The following is a 19,572-nucleotide window of genomic DNA, read 5'->3' as shown; positions in this document are numbered from 1 at the left end:
ATTTCTTACAAGAACATACCGCCCGATGCCTCGATACGTTGGCCGTTTACCCAGCCGCTTTGCTCACTTAACAGCATCACCACCATATCGCCGATGTCGTCAGGCATGCCAACACGACCTAAGGCGGTATTTTGAGCAATGTACTGATTTACCTGCTGGTTGTCACGAACCGTTCCGCCGCCAAAATCAGTTTCAATCGCGCCAGGCGCCAAAATATTTACCGAAATTCCGCGCGCGCCAAGCTCTTTGGCCTGGTAGCGTGTCAGCACTTCCATTGCACCTTTCATCGTGGCGTAGGCCGAATATCCCGGCAGGCAAAAACGCGTCAGCCCGGAAGAAACGTTGAGCACACGCCCACCGTCTGCAATGAGTGGCAACAGTTTTTGGGTCAGGAAAAACGGGGCTTTAAGGTGAATATTCATCAGCAGGTCAAACTGCTCTTCGCTGGTCTCGGTGAAAGGAGCGTTAATGCCGATCCCGGCGTTGTTAACCAGAAAATCAACGTTTTTACGCTGCCACACACTCTCAAGCTGAGATTGAGTTTGCGCCACGAAATGGTCAAAGGTGGCACTTTCGACGACGTTAAGCTGCAGGGCGACGGCTTTTGCCCCTTTAGCTTCAATTTCACGCACGACTGCCTCAGCCTCTTCGCGCTGACTGTTGTAAGTTAAAATGACGTCAATACCTTGTTCTGCCAGCTTTAATGCCGCGTTTTTACCCAATCCACGACTGCCGCCGGTAACTATTGCTATTTTTTTGCTCATTCAGGACTCCAGAATTGCAACGTTGTGTGATAAACAGCCTATTGGAGTCGAAGAGAAGGATAAATAGTCTAAAATGAGTTTCACTGTCTCAATAGAAACAACAATCAGCGATTTTAGTGAGGAAGATGTGGATAAAATTCAATCAATGCAGGTTTTTGTCCGCGTAGCTGAACTCAGTAATTTTACGCGCGCCGCCGAGAGTTTGGGCTTACCTAAGGGCAGCGTCTCGCGCTTGATCCAACAGCTTGAAAGCAGAATGTCGGCGCGCCTGTTACATCGTTCGACTCGTCGAGTGCAGTTGACGCAGGACGGACAAATTTTCTATGAGCGCTGCAAAGAGCTGTTGGCCAACATGGACGAGCTTGAATCAATGTTCCAGTCCAATCCCACCACGGTCAGCGGCAAGTTACGAGTGGATATGCCGCTCACGATGGCGACGCACATGGTGTTACCGCGATTGGCCGAGTTTCTCAACCGCTATCCGGCGCTGGAAATAGAGCTGAGCAGCACCGACCATCGTGTGGACGTGGTTCGCGAAGGCTTTGACTGCGTAATCAGCGTCGGCCAGTTGAAAGACTCCGGATTGATTGCCCGCCCGCTGGGGCACCTTAGCGTGATCAACTGCGCCAGTCCGGACTATTTGCAGCGTTACGGCACGCCAGACCACCCGGACCAACTCGCGCAGCATGCCATGGTGAACTACGATCAGGCACTGCGCAGCCGCAGCAGTGATTTTGAGTATCTCGATGGCAAAGAGCTGAAAATCGTTAAATGCGGCGGCGCCATAACAGTGAACAGCACTGAAACCTACGTGGTGGCCTGCCTGTCGGGGCTTGGCATTATTCAGGTGCCAATAATCGGCATTCGCCCTTATCTTGCAAACGGGCAATTGGTGAGTATTTTGCCGCGGTTTAAGGCGCCGCCAATGCCGGTCACGCTGGTGTATCCACACCGTCGGCATATCTCGCGCCGGGTAAAAATCTTGATGGATTGGCTGAGTGAAATCATGCAAGCCTCTATTGCATAAGCTTTTTATAACGGTGATTTACTGCATAACGGGCCATAAAAGCAGATGATAGCTATACTTAATGCTGGAACTTGAACAACACTAAGGACTGAGTGGATTAATGCCATTACCCACAAAAGAAAAAATGACACCACAAGACAGCGAAAAGCCGCTGATCAATATCAAAACAGGCAATAAAAAGGTGGATGCTACCCTGACGGGGTTTTCACGCCTGGTCAGCAGGGTTCAGGCCTGGCATTGGGTAGCGCATCTGCTGCGCGCAGCCGACAGGTTTAACGACAGATTGGGCAGCCAGTTTGGGGCCGCAATCACCTACTTCTCATTCTTGTCGCTTATCCCGATTTTGATGGTCTCTTTTGCCGCTGTCGGTTTCGTGCTGGCCTCCAATCCCGATCTGTTGGCGAAGCTTATCAACAAAATCGTCAGTAGCATCAGTGACCCAAACCTGGCCAATACGCTTAAGAGCACGGTGAATACGGCCATTCAGCAAAGAACGGCGGTGGGATTATCGGGACTGCTTATCGCGCTGTATTCCGGGATAAGCTGGATGGGTAACCTGCGAGAGGCAATCCGCGCCCAGTCGCGAGACGTGTGGGAGCGAAATCCTCAGGATCAGGAGAAAATTTATACTCGCTATCTGCGCGATTTTGTCTCGCTGACCGGGCTGGTGTTGGCGCTGATTATTACGCTGTCGCTAACCTCAATTGCCGGTTCTGCTCAGCAAAGCATTGTTGATGCGTTGGGTCTGGGTGGCATCGAGTGGCTTCGTCCGGTGATGACCGTCATTACGCTGATCATCTCCATAGCCGCCAATTATCTGTTATTTCTGTGGATTTTCTGGATATTGCCGCGACACAAGCCGAGAAAAAAGGCGCTGTTGCGCGGTACGCTGATCGCCGCTATCGGCTTTGAAGTGATTAAATTTATCATGACTATGATGCTGCCTCGTTTAGCCAGCTCACCGTCGGGGGCGGCCTTTGGGTCTGTTATCGGCCTGATGGCTTTCTTCTACTTCTTCGCGCGCCTCACGCTATTTTGCGCAGCCTGGATAGCCACTGCACGCTACAGTGATGACCCACCGATGCCCGACGTGGAACACGCTCACAAGCCTTAACCAACCCCTTCATGCCAGACAGCGCCGACTGTTTGGCATGAAACTCTGATTATCAGGCTAAAAACCAGAATATAACACTAAAACAACCACTCACCCGCCGCAAAAGCCAGAATAACCCACTACCCCACTCACTTTTCTTTCACTCTTTTACAGAATGTTACTCTGAAAATAAATCATTCGACAAACTTATGACTACCCATCACGACTGTTTATGGATGAATCTCCCATTTCAGCCGAAAACCCCGTTTCATGCACCTTTTGGTCAGTTGAAACTCCTTTAGGCAGTGCTTAAGATGATTTTTTTAAACAAACCAATTTACATAAAAAACAAATAAGAAACACTTATGCAAGCCATCATCACTCCAGAACTCGAGGCTGACGCGGAACTCGTTAGCCAAAACTCTCGCGGCAAAGTTATCATCGCGTCACTGATCGGTACCGCCATCGAGTTTTTTGACTTTTATATTTATGCGACGGCGGCAGTTATTGTCTTCCCGCACATTTTCTTCCCTCAGGGTGACCCTGCTGCCGCTACGCTTCAGTCACTGGCAACGTTTGCCATTGCCTTTATTGCACGCCCAATCGGTTCTGCACTATTTGGCCACTTTGGGGACCGCGTAGGCCGCAAAGTCACGCTGGTTGCATCACTGCTGACCATGGGTATCTCAACCGTAATCATTGGCCTGCTGCCAACCTATGCCACCATTGGCGTATTCGCTCCTCTGCTACTGGCGCTGGCCCGTTTTGGTCAGGGTCTCGGGCTAGGGGGTGAATGGGGCGGCGCGGCGCTGTTGGCGACCGAAAATGCGCCACCGAAAAAACGGGCGCTTTACGGCTCTTTCCCGCAGTTAGGCGCGCCAATCGGCTTCTTCTTTGCCAACGGCATGTTCCTGCTGCTTTCATGGCTGCTGACAGAACAGCAGTTCATTGACTGGGGATGGCGCATACCGTTCCTGCTTTCTGCCGTGCTGGTGCTGATTGGTCTTTACGTGCGCGTTTCTCTGCATGAAACGCCGGTATTCGCCAAAATCGCCAAGGCGGGCAAGCAGGTTAAAGTGCCTATTGGTCGCCTGTTCAGCAAACACCTGAAGGCTACCGTACTGGGCACCTTCATCATGGTGGCAACCTACACGCTGTTTTATATCATGACTGTTTACTCACTCGGTTACGGCACCACGCCGAAGCCGGCGGGCCTGGGCATTACTCGTAACGACTTCCTGCTGATGCTAATGATTGGCGTGATTGGTTTTGGTGTAATGGTGCCTATTGCCGGGCAGTTGGCCGACAAATTTGGCCGCCGTAAAACCATGATTTGCATTACACTGCTGATTATTCTGTTTGCGCTGACTTTCCCGTCAGTCATTAGCGGCGGTTCAATCAGTGCAGTGATGGTATTCCTGATCTGCGGCTTTAGTGTCATGGGGCTAACCTTCGGCCCGATGGGCGCTCTGCTGCCAGAGCTTTTCCCGACTGAAGTTCGCTATACCGGCGCATCTTTCTCCTATAATGTGTCTTCAATATTAGGCGCTTCCGTTGCTCCTTATATTGCAACCTGGCTGGCAACCCACTACGGGCTGTTTTATGTCGGCGTTTATCTGGCTTCAATGGCAACGCTTACGTTGATTGCTCTGCTGCTGACCAAAGAAACCCGCCACCAGTCACTCTGATTATTTCGCTCGGCATCGCGGCCTCGTCGATGCCGAGCTTTATCAAAGAGCCATTCAAATGCGCTTGAAACCTCGTCTGCTGTTCCCCCTGATTATTTTTCTGGCCGTTATTGCCGCCGTGGCTTATTACGTTTGGCCAAGCTCCGGTAACCCTAGTGCGCTGTGGAATATTGTCAGTCAAAAATGCGTTCCCAATCAGCAAAAGAACGGCCAACCGGCACCCTGTGTGCAGGTTGATGAGCAGCAGGGCTTTGTGGTACTCAAGGACATGGTCGGACCGCTACAGTTTTTGTTGATGCCAACCGCCAGAATAACCGGCATTGAAAGTCCGGCACTGCTGGAAGACAACACACCAAATTTCTTTGCTCAGGCATGGCAGGCTCGGCACTACATGGCCGATAAATACGGCAAGCCGATTGATGACAGCAATATCTCGCTGGCGATTAACTCGGAATATGGCCGTAGCCAAAATCAGCTGCATATCCACATCTCATGCCTGTTGCCTCAGGTAAAAAACCAGCTCAGTGAAGAGGTGGGTCAGGTTGGCTATCGTTGGCAGACGCTGCCGGAAAAGCTGATAGGGCATACTTATCTGGCGCGTAAAGTGTCACCGGCCGAGCTGAGTGAGAAAGGCGCATTTCGACTGTTGGCTGAAGGCGTGCCGGAGGCCCGCGAGAAGATGGGGCATTTCGGCATGGCGATGGTGAGCCTGAAAGGGGGAGATTTCCTGCTGCTGGCCAATCAGCGTAATCTGCTGCAGCTCAACAACGCCTCCACTGAAGAAATTCAGGACCACGACTGTGCGGTCCTGAATTGAGTGACTCAGTGATGGCGTTTTAAACAATAAACGCTTTTCATAACAATGTACTCCAACAGAAATGAAGGCCTATTTACCGGCCTTCATTTTCTGCAGGATAGCGCCACACTGGTTTGACTCATTGTCACTCGGCGAAACCAGCGCCAGCAGTGCCGCTGCCGGCGCAACAATTGCCCCCAATGCAACCGCTGCCGCACCGCGTGCAATAAGCGGCCCCGCTTTCACCCCTGCATCCGGGTTTTTAAAGGTGCCGCGCACGTACAGCGGCGAGCGCAGCGTCAATACGCGTAGCCCCTTACTTTCAGGGTCAATCGATAAATCCAAGCGCTCAGTGGCAAAGTTGCTGGTGCCGCTGACGTTGATGACCGCATTTTCGGTATCAAACACCAGCAGGCTTGGCCGCGCGAGTCCGCTTTTAATGTTCACATCGGCTGCGGCACAGTTAATGGCCACCTCATCGTCACCGAACATTTTGGCCACCACGTAGTTACCGACGTTCAGCCCCGCGATTTCCATCAGACCACGGCTTATTACGCCATCATTAATCAACAATTTCATTTCGCCGTTGCTGGTGCCGAGCAGCGCCGCAACCGAGTTGCCTGTGCCGGTCAGCTTGGCGTCGCCGTTGAGCTGACCCAAACTTTTCTTCATCGACTGCACGTTCGGCACCAACTCTTTCAGTTGTAAACCGCGCGCGTGCATATCCACCCGCCCCTGCATCGGTGTTTTATCACCCTCGAGCCTAACGGTCGAGTTCAGGTTACCGCCCGCCACGCCAAAGCGCAGCGGATCGAGAAGCAGGTTGCCGTCATTCAGCTTAAGATGGGTATTTAGATTGCTGATTGGCAAAGACTTGCCGTGTTCAATGCGTTTAGCGCTGAACTGCACATCGGCGTCCATCACCCTCCAGCTTTTGGTATCAAATTTCTCGACCGGCAGCACTTTGTCGGACGGTTGGCGCGTCGTTTCACCGCGTTTGGCTTTGTCCTTATTCGAGTCGGCCCCAATCAGCGGCGCAAGGTCAGCGAATCTCAGCTGATTGGAGGTCAGTTCACCACTCAACTGCGGACGAGGCTTGCTGGCAAGATAGGTAAGCGAGCCGTGAATATCGCTATCGCCGATTTCACCGTTGAAGCCCTGATATTGAAATTTGGCGCCATTTTTGTCATGCAGTTGCGCAATAAGGTGGCCGTCGGTCTCATAAGGCGGCGTTTGTGGCAACAGCACGCCGGTGAGGCCATAGAGGTCCGACAGGGTCTGGCCGGAAAATTTCAGACGCAGGTCCAAAGCACCCAAATTCATGGGATCGGTTAAGGTGCCGGCCACTTGCACACGAGTATTGCCCGAGCGCACGTCAGCCTGCAGCGGGAAGCGGGCATCAGGGTCTTGAAGTGCAAGCATGCCGCCAATTTTACCGCTGCCGCTTAATGACTCACCCTTGTATTTGCCATCAACCTTCCAGCCAAATACGTAGTCTGGCGTCGCGTTTTTATCGTCATCCTTACTGCCTTTGTCGTTTTTCTTTCCTGTCACCTCAGTGAACGGCAGCGGTTTACCCAGCGGGTCAATGACTGCTCGAAAATCGGCTTTTAGCGTCGCGTCTTTAAAGTCGATTTGACCGCGGTCGAAAACAATATCGTTCATTTTGAACGACCAGGCAGAAGGCGGTTCACTGCTGTCTTTGGTGTCGCTATTGGCGAGGTTAAAGGTCCAGTTATTTTTGCCGTCGGCCAGGCGAATCAGTGAGGCATCCGGTTGCTTCAACCAGATGCGTGGAATAAAGACCTGTTTGTCGAGCAGCGCCAGCGGTGCGAGGCTGGCGTCGACACGCTGCAGATGCACCATAGGGGCATCGCTCGGAATATTTTCAGGATTGCCGAGCACGATGTCTTCAGCGTGGATGTGCGGCCACGGCACCCAGGCACGCCAACCGCCCTCATCTTTTTGGCGTGACCAGTCAACACCCAGGTCACCGCGAATGGCAAAAGGCCGATTAAGCTCGGCAGAAACCTTCTGATTTATCGTTGGCTTAAGTCGATTCCAGTCGAACAATGCCACAAAAATAATAATGGCAACGATAAGTATGACCACTATACCTGCCGTCCAGCTCAGCGCTTTTCCTGTGCGAGTCATAGGTCCGTTCCTGTCAGACAATCAATTGATAAGTTTCATTAAAGATAGTTGAGATTATGCAGCCCTGCACAATCCGTGCGGTTACAGGAGCATTTACGCGTGGAAAAACCTATAAAAAAATCTATAAACTTCGAGGCGTCTTGGAAAATAATAAAACAGCGTTTTAATACTATTGACTGATCCGGCACTTACGAAGAGACTGGAACGCATCTTCCTAAATCACTGATGGGCCCGCTTCATGACCAGTAAAAAGATTGCCGTTATCGGCGAGTGCATGATCGAATTATCGCAAAAAGGTGAGCTGTTAAACCGAGGCTTTGGTGGCGACACATTAAATACTGCCGTTTACATTGCCCGTCAGGTGGCTGATGAAGCGCTAAAAGTGCATTACGTCACCGCGTTGGGTAAAGATAGCTTTAGCAGCGACATGCTTGCCGCGTGGCAGCAGGAGGGCGTAGCAACCGATTTAATTCAGCGCCTCGACAACAAGCTGCCGGGACTTTATGTGATTGAAACCGATGCCAACGGAGAAAGAACCTTCTATTACTGGCGCAACGACGCGGCCGCCCGCTACTGGCTCAATAGCCCGAACTCGGAGGCCGTTTGCAGGGCATTGGTCGATTTTGACTATCTTTATTTGAGCGGAATAAGCCTGGCAATTCTCAGTCAGGACAACCGTGACCGCCTGATGACTTTGCTCGGCGAGTGTCGCGCACGCGGTGGAAAGGTTATTTTTGATAACAACTATCGCCCACGCCTTTGGGACAGTAAAGAGCAGACGCAACAGGCGTATCAGGCAATGTTGGCCTGTACCGATATTGCATTCTTGACCTTGGACGACGAAGACATGCTGTGGGGCAAGCAGCCATACCAGGACGTGATTTCACGCACCCATGCGCTGGGTGTGCAAGAGGTGGTGATTAAGCGCGGAGCAGAGAGCTGTATTGTTTCCAACGAGAAAGGAGAACAGCACGAAGTTCCAGCGATTAAACTGGAAAAGGAACGCGTTATTGATACCACCGCGGCCGGTGATTCGTTCAGTGCCGGGTATTTGGCAAAACGCCTAACGGGAGCCAGCGAAGAGGAAGCGGCAAAACGTGGACACCTAACCGCCAGTACGGTGATTCAGTATCGTGGTGCCATTATTCCTCTGGAAGCTATGCCAACCTGATCTATTGCGGGTTGAAACAGATGTTTATCAGGCGAAAGGAGCGCAGCCGATTGCGTAGCAGCGCTCCTCGTTACCCGTATTACTGGGCCGTTCCTGCCGCACCCGAGCCGGAAGACGTCGCAGTCTGTGCATCCGTAGCCGGTATGTCGGTGGACGACGAGGCCGCAGTAGGCACCACTATCGCGCTGTAGGTTTCTTGCAACGTTTTGACGCTCAGTTCAGCTTCACCTTTGGGTTGAACCAGCAGCATAGAAGGGTCGTGCGAAAGCTGCTGTCTCAGCTCCTGATTGAAATCAGGCAGCGTTAAGGTCGTTAAGAACGCCTGGCGCAGTTTCTGATACTGTTCAGGCGCAATATCAACCACGCCATTTTGCTGTGAGCGAAGACGCTGGCTCATCAGCACGCCGGTATCGGTGCGCGCATAGGTCGCAAAAAGCTGCCCGAGCTGGTCTTTCTTCTGGCCTATCAGCGCATCAAACTCGGCCTGAGACAGGCCGGTGTCGCGCAGTTTAACCAGTTCGGTGGCTAATCTTTTCAGGGAGGGCTGAATTGCCTCCTGTGCAGCTTCAATACGAATAGCACACTGCGCGTGTTGATACTGCACGCGGCAGTCAAAGCCCAGCGCTGGCTGCACGGAACCGCCCTCTTTGGCCTCTTTTTCTTCCGCCGGCGTTTTCAGCGCCTGTTGCAAATGCAGGAACAGCGCTTCTCGTGCCAAATCACTGCGCCAATAAGCGCTAAGTGCCGGAGAGTCCTGAATCGGCTGCCACGGCATGCTCCAGACAAGCGACAGGCGATCCTGGCTAATTGTGGGGTCAAAGGTGGCCATCGCTTTGGCCGGTAGATCAGAAAGCGTTGGCAGCGTTTGTGGCGTTTGGCGGCTTCCCTTTAGCGAGGAGAACGCACTTTTGATCTGTTCGGCCATGCCACGGCTGTCAACGTTGCCCACCACGTAAAGCGTCATGGCGTCAGGGGTGTACCACTGATGATAAAATTTGCTGAGGTCTGCTGCTTTGGCCATTTTGGACGGCAGCAGCTCAGGACTATGGCCAACCAGCGTGGAGCCGTTAATGCGATAACGCCACCACACGTCCTGAGGGTCGGACGGCACGGTGTCGATGGGATCCTGCGGTGCCTGATAGGCAGCGTGGACCGACTCAGGCGTTATCACCATTTTGCCGCTGCTATCCACAAGCCAGTTGAGCGCCGACTTAATCAAGTCAGGACGGCCGTTAGGCAGGCTCAAATTATAAGAGGTGAAATCATACGAGGTAACAACCGGCGACATCGGGCGTTGATTATCAATCGCCTGCTGCCAAAAAGACTGAAGCTGTGCAGGGGTGAAACCCTCACTGCGGATTAACGCAATACGCGGTAAGAAGTGCGCAAAGCCTTGCTGCTGCGGATTTTCTGCCAATGATCCGGTACGAACGACTAACCTCAGTTCGATGCGATCGCTGGGACGCTGCGGCGTAGTAAACAATTGCCAGTTGAAGCCGTTGTCCAGTTTACCCTGTTGCCAGGCTGGATCGGGTTGTAGTGCTTCAGCTTGCACGTTGCTGCAGGCTGAAGCCAACAACAACCCACCAACGAGTAAGCGAATTCTGGTGCCCTGCATGTGAACCCCTACGTAATAACTCTACCCGCCGTGGTTGAGTGTGCATCTGCAACAACGTCAATAACCGCGGGTAATCCAATTTTCAATAATTAAATCTTGCTCTTACCCTAATTTAAGGAGGCAAGCTCGAATGCAAAAAACGAAAACGGCGAGTGTAGCACTGTGTTAGACAGCGCAGCTTCGCATATGTCACGAACAGCCATGAAAATAATCTGGCCCGAGGCCTGATAAAGACTGACGCGCATAGCATTCGAGATTCTAGATGGAGATAAATATCAGTATATTATGAATATAATCCACCGGTTACATCAAGTAACCGGTGGATTAAAAGAGAAATTAGCGTCAAAAGGGGCGATTTTTACTAAACCGCACCACTTTTTTGCCTAAAACGTGGGTCTATAAAGAAAGATTAGGCCGCCTTATCGACAGCGATCGCCTTCTTGCCGGAAAGAGTCGCATTAAGCTGCTCCTCATCTAACTGACCGACCCATTTAGCAACCACTACGGTTGCCACACCATTGCCAATCAGGTTGGTCAGCGCGCGGGCTTCCGACATAAAGCGGTCGATACCAAGGATTAACGCCAGACCGGCAACCGGCAAATGCCCTACCGCTGAAAGCGTGGCGGCCAGCACGATGAATCCACTGCCGGTAACGCCTGCGGCCCCTTTAGAGGAGAGCAGCAACACGACCAGCAACGTAATCTGATGCCAGATATCCATGTGACTATTAGTGGCTTGAGCAATAAACACCGCCGCCATTGTCAGGTAAATAGACGTCCCGTCGAGGTTAAAGGAGTAGCCGGTTGGAATCACCAACCCAACCACCGATTTCTTGCAGCCCAGCTTCTCCATTTTGTCGAGCATACGCGGCAGTGCAGACTCAGAAGACGACGTGCCCAACACGATCAGCAGCTCTTCTTTAATATAGTTAACAAACTTGAAGATACTGAAACCGGTAAAGCGCGCAATCAGACCCAATACCACGACCACAAACAGTACGCAGGTCAGATAGAAGCAAATAATCAACTGACCCAGCTGCACCAGTGATCCGACGCCGTATTTCCCGATGGTGAAGGCCATAGCACCAAACGCACCCAGCGGCGCTAGACGCATGATCATGTTAATGATGCCGAAAATAACTTTTGAGAAGCTGTCGATGAAGTTGAAAATCAGTTGGCCTTTGTCGCCCAAGCGATGCAGTGCAAATCCAAACAGCACGGCAAACAGCAGCACCTGCAAGATATTACCGCTGGCGAAGGCACCAATCACACTGCCCGGAATAATATCGAGCAGGAAAGGAATAATACCCTGCGTCTGTGCCTGTTCGGCGTAAACGGCTACCGCTTTAGCATCCAGCGCAGCGGGGTCGACGTTCATGCCCGCACCAGGCTGGACGATATTTACGATAACCAACCCGAGGATCAGGGAAATAGTACTGACGATTTCAAAATAGAGCAGCGCAATCGCGCCTGTGCGTCCGACCGCTTTCATGCTTTCCATGCCAGCAATGCCGGTCACCACGGTACAGAAAATCACCGGAGCGATAATCATTTTAATCAGTTTTACGAAACCGTCTCCCAACGGCTTCATTTGCGCCCCCAGATCAGGATAAAAATGCCCAAGCAACACCCCAAGGGTAATGGCGGTGAGCACCTGGAAATAAAGACTCTTAAATATCGTTTTTTTCATTTTTACGGCCATCCTGTAGTGAAAGTATCCCCAAAGATTTCAATACGCTGGAACGGAGCGAACTAAAAGGAGGAGGGTACATCGCCTTGCATTTACAGCAGTCGAGCGAATAGCGACAGCCGGAAAATAACACTGAGCTAACAGGATGGAAATAAATTGTTTCGCTTTGCAATCATTGTTGTTGTAAAAAGTGAACTGAAAGGATTCAGCTAACAAATTAGATAAATATTAATATTAAGTTTCGTCAGAGTGGGAGCGGGTTTGCGGGGAGCTGGCTCAAAATTAAGCCAGCATTACTTAGAGGTGAATTTTGTCTCAAACTCGCTGAGGGGCAAAGGTGCTGAAAACAATTCACCTTGAGCAAAAACTATACCCTGCGACAGCAGCCAATCCCGCTGTGGCTCTGCTTCAACACCGTCAGCAACCAGCCGAATTGAAACCCCCAACGCGCGCAGTTCACCCAGTGCGGACTCTACACTCTCCCAATCATCAATAAGTGCCGTTTCTGTAATTTGCAGCATCAGATAACCGTGGCCTATCTGATAAAGGCTCAGCAGGGTTTTCAGCTGCTGCAAGAGACGGGGACGTTGAATTTGCACGCCAGGGAGTGTGACCGCCAGCGCTAACTTAATTTCACGACGCTGCCATTCGGCCAGTGTACGGCATGACAGCTCGAGCAATTTTTCGGCCTGCGAAGCTACCGCAGCACTCTCTTTGGCAGTGACGATAAGGTCATTTTTCTGGCCGTAATCGCCGTCAGGCAATTCTCGGCATAAGAAGGCCTCGGCACCGCTTAATTTGCCGGTAAGCAGGTTTATTTGCGGACGCAGTAAGATAATGAAATCATTATTATTTATAGCATGCAGAGGGTCATCTTCCTGCTGAGTGGAAGAGAGTTGCGGTGTTGACTGCATGGCTTTCAAGGCTTTATCAAGCAGTAGCTGATTACGATTGTAGCTGCGGATCAGCACACCGAGCTCATCATCTTCATGACGTGGGCGTGCGGCCAATTGATGATAATGCACTTCGCTTTCCGGTAATGCTTGCAGTTCGCGCGCAATCGATCGCAAAGGGTGAATGATCAGACGATTAATGCACCAACTGATGGCTATCGAAAGAATAAGCGCCAACAGCAGGTAAGTGGTCAGCATGGTCGAAAGCGCGCTGACAATAAATTGATACATCCGATAGGGGTCCGCCTGCAGCACCAAATAAGCCAGTGGCTGAGCGGTTGTGGGATTGGTCGCTGGGGAATACAGCGGCACCGAGACTTTAATCGGCAGATCAAACCCTTTCGTTACCCAAGTGGGAACCGGACGTCCTTCGGGATAGTGAGTGCTTAAGGTTTGAATTTGATTGGGCAAGACCACGTCGGCACGGTTGAGAATACCCACCGGCCGTAGCGTATTCAGGATATGCTGAGTTTCATCGAGGTCGGCATTAAGCACCGACTGTGAAAGCGGTCTGGCTACCGAATGTGCGATATTTTCAAGCTGCTGGGCGTAATCATCCCTCCGCTGTTCGACGAAGTGGAACAGTTGGATAACAATGAACACACAGATAGTCACCAGCGCTACGCTGGACACCGCCGCCATCTGTTTAATCGTTAATGAACGTCTGACCCGCAATATATCCTCCATTACCGACTGTCGGCAGCTCTTCCCGAGCGCATGATAGCAGCTAGAGAACACGGGCGCAGTAATCCTGTTTAAGCTTCGTATAACAATCAGAAAATAGGAAAATGGAGACTCTGTATAAAAAATAAAACAATATAATATTTTATAATTTTTATTAGCCGGTAAATTATATAGCCAAGAAGTTATAAACACAGTGTAAATGAAAGTGGGGTAAATAAATTTTATACCTTCTTATTCATAATTCATCCGTTATTATAAAAGTGAAAACAGCACTAATACCTAAACGATAAGAATATATAATATAATCACACGGAAAGGACTTATGGATGAATCTTATTAAAAATACAATTTTGCCCGCCGTTTTATACACAACCCTCTCTATTAGCCAGACATTACATGCCCAACCTTTACTGCGTGAAACAGCCCTCAAGACAGAAACCGACGTTAATACCCTGCTATTCGAATATCAAAAAAAATCTAAAGAGTTCCCATTAAATGCAGTATTCCTCAAGGAGGAAAAATTGCAAGGGGTTAGGGTCCGGCATTATCGGCTTACTTTTCAGACACCAAAATTGGAACAGAATTTCAAAGAGGATACATGGCTGCATGACGTGACTTTTTACATCCCTGACAAACCCTATCTTGAACGTTCCTTACTTATTATCAACAATGGTATAAACAATCCATCACCCGGTCAAAATGTGGCAAAACCTACCGACTTTACGGTCGATATGCTGATAAAACTCGCTAATGATACTCATACTATTATCACCTCAGTCAGTGATATTCCTAACCAATATCTGGTGTATGAAAAAGACGGTAAGCCACGCAAAGAAGATGACAGCGTCGCCCACAGCTGGCGTCTTTTTATGAACGACACGACAAAGAGTGTTCCACTTCAACTCCCCATGACAGCGGCCGTTTCGCAAGCCATGTCACTTGCCGAGCGCGAACTAAAGGCGTGGGATATAAAAAGCTTCATCGTCACCGGCCTGTCTAAACGTGGATGGACAGCGTGGCTGGCGGCCATTTCCGATCCTCGCGTTGATGCTATTGTCCCTTTCGTTATCGACCTGCTTAATCAACGTAAAGCATTAACCCATATGTATAACGCCTATGGTGGCAACTGGCCCATTGCCTTTGCACCTTATTACAATGAAAATATTGATACGCAAATAAACACGTCACAATTTATAAAATTAATGAAAATTCAAGATCCCCTTTCCTACCTCACCGGTCAACACAAAGAAAGACTAAGCATTCCAAAATATATTATTAACGCCAGTGGTGATGATTTTTATGCACCCGACAATGCGAGGTTTTATTACGATAAACTGCCGGGTGAGCGTTCACTCAGAATTATACCTAATTCAAACCATTATGGCGTAAAAGCTTTTGCAGTAGAGACCTTAACTTATTTCACAAATCGTATTCAACGAAATACCAAACTGCCTGACATCCGGGTTACCGTGAAAAAACAAAGTAATTCACAAATGCTAACCCTGCGTTTTTCTGAGACCCCGTTAAAGCTCTCACTGTGGTCTGCAAATAACTCTCACGCACGTGATTTCCGTTTCGCCTGTAATATTCGCTATCAACAAACAGCTCTTTTACTTCCTGTAAACAACTCGATTCAGGTTAATTTGGCCTATCCCCCCCAAGGATGGAGCGCCGCTTTTGTTGAAGCTACCTTCAGCGATGGATACGTGGCTACCACACCCATCTTCATTTCGAAAGACGATACATACCCTGACAAAGCACCTGAAAAAGTTGGCCCGACATGTCAGACGCTGCCTGGACGAGGATTAGGACTCGCGACGAAATAATTCAAAATTAACAAGGATGGGTGAAATTCACTAACAATGTGGAGAATGAATACGTCACCGACCCCATGCTGACCGGTGACGTACACAGATTAGATATTCGTTTTTTCCTGCTCGTCCTGATCGACGGCAAAGCAGGCGACGAGCTGGTCACCGTACTGTTTCAACTGCGGCTGAAATTGCGTACAGGTACTAAAAGCACGACGGCAACGCGCATTAAACGCACAGCCAGCAGGTGGATTTAACGGGCTCGGCAGCTCGCCGGTAAGCTTGATACGCTCACGGCGGTCGTCCGGATTTAGGCGCGGCGTCGCCGACAGCAGCGCTTGGGTATACGGGTGGCGCGGGTTATTAAATACCGCCTCTTTTGAGCCCTTTTCCACGCAGCGACCGAGATACATCACCATCACTTCATCAGCAATGTGCTCTACTACCGACAGGTCGTGCGAGATAAATACGTACGACAGGCCGAGATCCTGCTGCAAATCCATCATCAGGTTTAATACCTGAGCACGAACGGAGACGTCGAGCGCCGAGACCGGTTCGTCGGCAATCACCACGTCTGGGTCAAGCATCAGGCCGCGGGCGATGGCAATACGCTGACGCTGGCCGCCGGAGAACATGTGCGGATAGCGGTCGTAGTGCTCGGTTTTCAGGCCGACCTTCGCCATCATCGCCAGCGCTTTCTCACGACGCTCGGCGCTGCTCAACTTGGTATTGATCAGCAGCGGCTCTTCGAGGATTTGCCCGACTTTCTTGCGTGGATTCAGCGAGCCATAGGGGTTCTGGAACACAATCTGAATTTTCTGACGGCGCAGCTTCTCAGCGGTGACGTCAGGCTTCAGCAGGTCCTGTCCCTGATAATATAGCTCACCGTGGCTAGGCACCTCAATCATGGTCAGCAGGCGGCCAAGCGTTGACTTACCGCAGCCAGACTCGCCGACCACCGCCAGCGTTTTCCCACGTTCCAGTTCAAAAGAAACGCCGTCCAGCGCTTTTACGGTGCGCTCAGGCCTGAACAGCCCCCCTTTCACCGCGTAGTGTTTTTTCAGATCAATCGCCTTCAGCAGCGGGTGCTTTCCGGCAGTTTGATTAAGACTCATAAGTTGGTCTCCCCGCATCATCCAGCGGATAATGACATTTGGACTGGCGGCCCGGTGCACCCTGTAATTCAGGTTCTTCTTTACGGCAACGATCGTTGGCGTACGGGCAGCGCGGGTTAAGCAGGCAGCCGTTTGGACGGTCATATTTGCCTGGCACTACGCCCGGCAGAGACTGAAGTCGCGCTTTATCCGTTGAAAACTCGGGCAGCGAACGCAGCAGCGCCTGGGTGTATGGATGACGAGGCGCACGGAAAATCTCGGTAGAACGCCCAGTCTCAACCACCTGGCCGGCGTACATCACGATGATGTGATGCGCCGCTTCTGCCACCAGGGCCAAATCGTGGGTAATCAGCATCAGCGCCATGTTTTCTTTCTGCTGCAGCTCCAGCAGCAGTTCGATGATTTGCGCCTGAATAGTCACGTCGAGCGCGGTGGTCGGCTCATCGGCAATCAGCAGTTTGGGACGACAGGCAATCGCCATCGCAATCATGACGCGCTGGCTCATACCGCCCGAAAGCTGATGCGGATAGACGTCAAGCCTTGAGGCTGGGTCAGGGATCCCCACCAGGTTCAGCAGGTCGATAGTGCGCTGACGGCGGGTCTTTTTATTGCCGCCCTGATGCACCTTAATCGCTTCCATAATCTGGAAACCGACGGTGTAGCAAGGGTTAAGGCTGGTCATCGGATCCTGGAAAATCATCGCCACTTCAGAACCAACGATTTGCCGACGCTGCTTTTCACTGATCCCTTGCAGATTTTGGCCGCCAAATTCCAGCGTGTCGGCCATCACTTTGCCCGGGAAGTCGATCAGGCCCATCAGCGCCAGCGAGCTGACGGATTTACCTGAACCCGACTCGCCGACGATACCCACTACCTCACCCTGCTTCACGGTGTAACTGATACGGTCTACGGCGCGAAAAGGCTGCCCTTCGTTACCAAAATGTACCGACAGTTTATTCACGGTCAGCAGCGTTTTGCCAACCGGTACGTCTTCAATTAGTGTCGTTTCCATCTCTCGCCCCTTACTGCTTGAGTTTCGGGTCGAGGGCGTCGCGCAGGCCATCCCCCATCAGGTTAAATGCCAATACCGTAAGCAGAATGGTCACGCCAGGGAAGGTCACGACCCACCAGGCGCTTTGCGCGAACTGCAGAACATCGGAAAGCATTGTGCCCCACTCAGGCGTTGGCGGTTGTGCGCCCATACCGAGGAAGCCGAGAGCCGCCATGTCGAGAATGGCGTTGGAAAAGCCCAGAGAAGCCTGCACGATCAGCGGAGCCAAACAGTTAGGAAGGATATTAACAAACATCTGACGCGTTGGACTGGCACCGGCTACGCGTGAAGCGGTCACATAGTCGCGATTAACTTCCACCAACACCGCCGCGCGGGTTAAACGCACGTAGTGCGGCAGCGCAACAAAGGTCAGCGCCAGCGAGGCGTTAACGATTGAAGGTCCAAAAATAGCCACCAGCACCAAAGCCAGCAGCAAGCTTGGCAGCGCCAGCATGATATCGACCACGCGCATGATAATGGCATCGACCACACCGCCGTAGTAACCGGCAAACAGGCCGAAAATAACGCCGAGGATCAGCGAAAGCACGACCACCAGACAGCCCACCAGCAGCGACAGGCGCGCGCCATACATCAGGCGAGTCAGAATATCGCGGCCCACGTCGTCAGTGCCTAACAGGAATTTCCAACTGCCGCCGTCCATCCACACCGGCGGTTTGAGCAGCGCATCGCGGAACTGTTCGGCCGGTCCGTGCGGTGCCAGCACATTGGCGCCAAGGGCCAGTACCAACATAATAATGATGTAAACCAGGCCGGTAACGGCCCCTTTATTTCGCTTGAAGTAGTGCCAAAACTCACGCATTGGCGGCATGGGCGTCGGTGCGCCCGTAACCCTTTCACCGGCGACAGGTTCAGTAACTTGAGTCATTGTGCGCCTCTTATTTCTTGTGACGAATACGCGGGTTAACAATGCCATACAGCACGTCGACCAACAGGTTAACCAGGATAATCAGCGTAGCGACCAGCAACACGCCGCCCTGAACCACCGGATAATCGCGGCGTTGTAGGGCTTCAATCAGCCAGCGTCCAACGCCGGGCCAAGAGAAGATGGTTTCAGTCAAAATCGCCCCGCCGAGCAGCGTACCGACCTGCAAACCAATCACTGTCACCACCGGCAGCATCGCATTGCGCAGCGCGTGAACCACGATAACCCGCATGCGGCTTACGCCTTTGGCGCGCGCGGTGCGAATATAGTCCTCACCCAGCACTTCCAGCATTGAGGAGCGCGTCATACGCACGATAACCGCCAAGGGGATGGTGCCCAGCACAATGGCGGGCAGGATCATGTGCATCACCGCGTCTTTGAAATCTCCCGGTTCACCCCAAATCAGGGTGTCGATCAGCGTAAAGCCGGTTAACGGCAGGCTGTCATCGAGGAAGACGGTATCGCTTATTCGCCCCGAAACGGGCGTGAGGTTCCAGTGCACCGAGACCAGCATGACCAGCATGATCCCCCACCAGAAAATTGGCATCGAATAGCCGGTGAGAGAGATCCCCACCGCCGTATGGTCAAAGATAGAACCTCGCTTCACCGCGGCCAGTACCCCGACAGGAATACCCACAATGACAGCGAAAATCATCGCGCAGATACCCAGTTCCAGCGTGGCTTCAAAGCGGGGTAAAAACTCGTGCCAGACAGGCGTATGGCTACTCAATGACATGCCCAAATCACCGTGCAGCACACCGTTTACGTAATGGAAATACTGTTGATAAAGCGGCTTGTCGAGGCCCATTTCTGTCATCAACTGAGCATGGCGCTCAGGAGATACACCGCGCTCACCGGCCATAATAGTCACGGGGTCGCCGGGGATGAGGTGCACGAAGGCGAAGGTCAGCAAAGTAATGCCGATAAACGTTGGGATAACTAACCCCAAACGTCGGAGTATGAACTGCAGCATATCCCGTACTCTCTGTATAAAATGCCCGGCGAACCGTAGCT

Annotated in this window: 15 protein-coding genes; 6 read left to right on the top strand and 9 right to left on the bottom strand. The window is 51.6% G+C overall.

The features are described 5' to 3' along the window. Positions 1–5: 5 nt before the first annotated feature. On the bottom strand, positions 6–764 hold the full coding sequence (locus tag GA565_RS01825; RefSeq protein WP_055775762.1) for an SDR family NAD(P)-dependent oxidoreductase: 759 nt from the start codon (positions 762–764) through the stop codon (positions 6–8). A 127-nt stretch (positions 765–891) separates the two neighbouring features. Here GA565_RS01825 and GA565_RS01820 point away from each other — a divergent pair, with 127 nt between their 5' ends. The 4 genes from GA565_RS01820 to GA565_RS01805 all read left to right on the top strand — a co-directional run bounded on the left by GA565_RS01820 (position 892) and on the right by GA565_RS01805 (position 5,389). Then, positions 892–1,791, top strand: coding sequence for a LysR family transcriptional regulator (locus GA565_RS01820; RefSeq protein ID WP_193311864.1), 900 nt, complete (start codon positions 892–894; stop codon positions 1,789–1,791). A gap of 100 nt (positions 1,792–1,891) precedes the next feature. Further along, positions 1,892–2,905 (top strand): inner membrane protein YhjD, encoded by a 1,014-nt coding sequence (gene yhjD / locus GA565_RS01815; RefSeq protein WP_055775755.1) that lies wholly within the window; start codon positions 1,892–1,894, stop codon positions 2,903–2,905. Positions 2,906–3,249: 344 nt separating this feature from the next. Further along, positions 3,250–4,572 carry an MFS transporter gene (locus tag GA565_RS01810; protein ID WP_055775752.1) on the top strand — a complete coding sequence of 441 codons (1,323 nt, stop codon included), beginning with the start codon at positions 3,250–3,252 and terminating at the stop codon, positions 4,570–4,572. Between the two features lie 58 nt (positions 4,573–4,630). After that, positions 4,631–5,389 (top strand): CDP-diacylglycerol diphosphatase, encoded by a 759-nt coding sequence (locus GA565_RS01805; protein ID WP_055775749.1) that lies wholly within the window; start codon positions 4,631–4,633, stop codon positions 5,387–5,389. 69 nt (positions 5,390–5,458) lie between these two features. Here GA565_RS01805 and GA565_RS01800 read toward each other — a convergent pair whose 3' ends face one another. Next, on the bottom strand, positions 5,459–7,522 hold the full coding sequence (locus tag GA565_RS01800; protein ID WP_152197135.1) for an AsmA family protein: 2,064 nt from the start codon (positions 7,520–7,522) through the stop codon (positions 5,459–5,461). 238 nt (positions 7,523–7,760) lie between these two features. Between GA565_RS01800 and GA565_RS01795 the strand changes: the two genes are divergently transcribed. Further along, on the top strand, positions 7,761–8,693 hold the full coding sequence (locus GA565_RS01795) for a sugar kinase (protein WP_152197134.1): 933 nt from the start codon (positions 7,761–7,763) through the stop codon (positions 8,691–8,693). Between the two features lie 79 nt (positions 8,694–8,772). Here GA565_RS01795 and GA565_RS01790 read toward each other — a convergent pair whose 3' ends face one another. The 3 genes from GA565_RS01790 to GA565_RS01780 all read right to left on the bottom strand — a co-directional run bounded on the left by GA565_RS01790 (position 8,773) and on the right by GA565_RS01780 (position 13,629). Beyond that, positions 8,773–10,311, bottom strand: a complete 1,539-nt coding sequence (locus GA565_RS01790) for a pitrilysin family protein (protein ID WP_152197133.1) — start codon at positions 10,309–10,311, stop codon at positions 8,773–8,775. A 409-nt stretch (positions 10,312–10,720) separates the two neighbouring features. Further along, a complete protein-coding gene (locus GA565_RS01785) occupies positions 10,721–12,001 on the bottom strand; it encodes a dicarboxylate/amino acid:cation symporter (protein WP_152197132.1) in 1,281 nt (426 codons plus the stop codon). 293 nt (positions 12,002–12,294) lie between these two features. Next, positions 12,295–13,629, bottom strand: a complete 1,335-nt coding sequence (locus tag GA565_RS01780) for an EAL domain-containing protein (RefSeq protein WP_152197131.1) — start codon at positions 13,627–13,629, stop codon at positions 12,295–12,297. A 335-nt stretch (positions 13,630–13,964) separates the two neighbouring features. Here GA565_RS01780 and GA565_RS01775 point away from each other — a divergent pair, with 335 nt between their 5' ends. After that, on the top strand, positions 13,965–15,464 hold the full coding sequence (locus GA565_RS01775) for a PhoPQ-activated pathogenicity-related family protein (RefSeq protein ID WP_152197130.1): 1,500 nt from the start codon (positions 13,965–13,967) through the stop codon (positions 15,462–15,464). 89 nt (positions 15,465–15,553) lie between these two features. On the opposite strand, the gene dppF is transcribed toward GA565_RS01775, so the two are convergent. From dppF to dppB, 4 genes are read right to left on the bottom strand one after another with little or no spacing between them, the layout of a single operon-like run. Next, positions 15,554–16,564 (bottom strand): dipeptide ABC transporter ATP-binding subunit DppF, encoded by a 1,011-nt coding sequence (gene dppF / locus GA565_RS01770; RefSeq protein ID WP_152197129.1) that lies wholly within the window; start codon positions 16,562–16,564, stop codon positions 15,554–15,556. Further along, the gene (gene dppD / locus GA565_RS01765) at positions 16,554–17,576 is read right to left on the bottom strand and encodes a dipeptide ABC transporter ATP-binding protein (RefSeq protein WP_055775730.1); all 1,023 of its coding nucleotides are present in this window, start codon (positions 17,574–17,576) and stop codon (positions 16,554–16,556) included. Before dppD ends, dppF begins: the two co-directional genes overlap by 11 nt. A 10-nt stretch (positions 17,577–17,586) precedes the next feature. Next, positions 17,587–18,501, bottom strand: coding sequence for a dipeptide ABC transporter permease DppC (gene dppC / locus GA565_RS01760; RefSeq protein WP_152197128.1), 915 nt, complete (start codon positions 18,499–18,501; stop codon positions 17,587–17,589). A 10-nt stretch (positions 18,502–18,511) separates the two neighbouring features. Beyond that, the gene (gene dppB, locus GA565_RS01755) at positions 18,512–19,531 is read right to left on the bottom strand and encodes a dipeptide ABC transporter permease DppB (RefSeq protein WP_152197127.1); all 1,020 of its coding nucleotides are present in this window, start codon (positions 19,529–19,531) and stop codon (positions 18,512–18,514) included. Positions 19,532–19,572 lie beyond the last annotated feature (41 nt).

The organism is Rouxiella sp. S1S-2 (assembly GCF_009208105.1).
Taxonomy (GTDB): domain Bacteria; phylum Pseudomonadota; class Gammaproteobacteria; order Enterobacterales; family Enterobacteriaceae; genus Rouxiella.
This window is presented reverse-complemented; position numbering and strand designations above follow the sequence as displayed.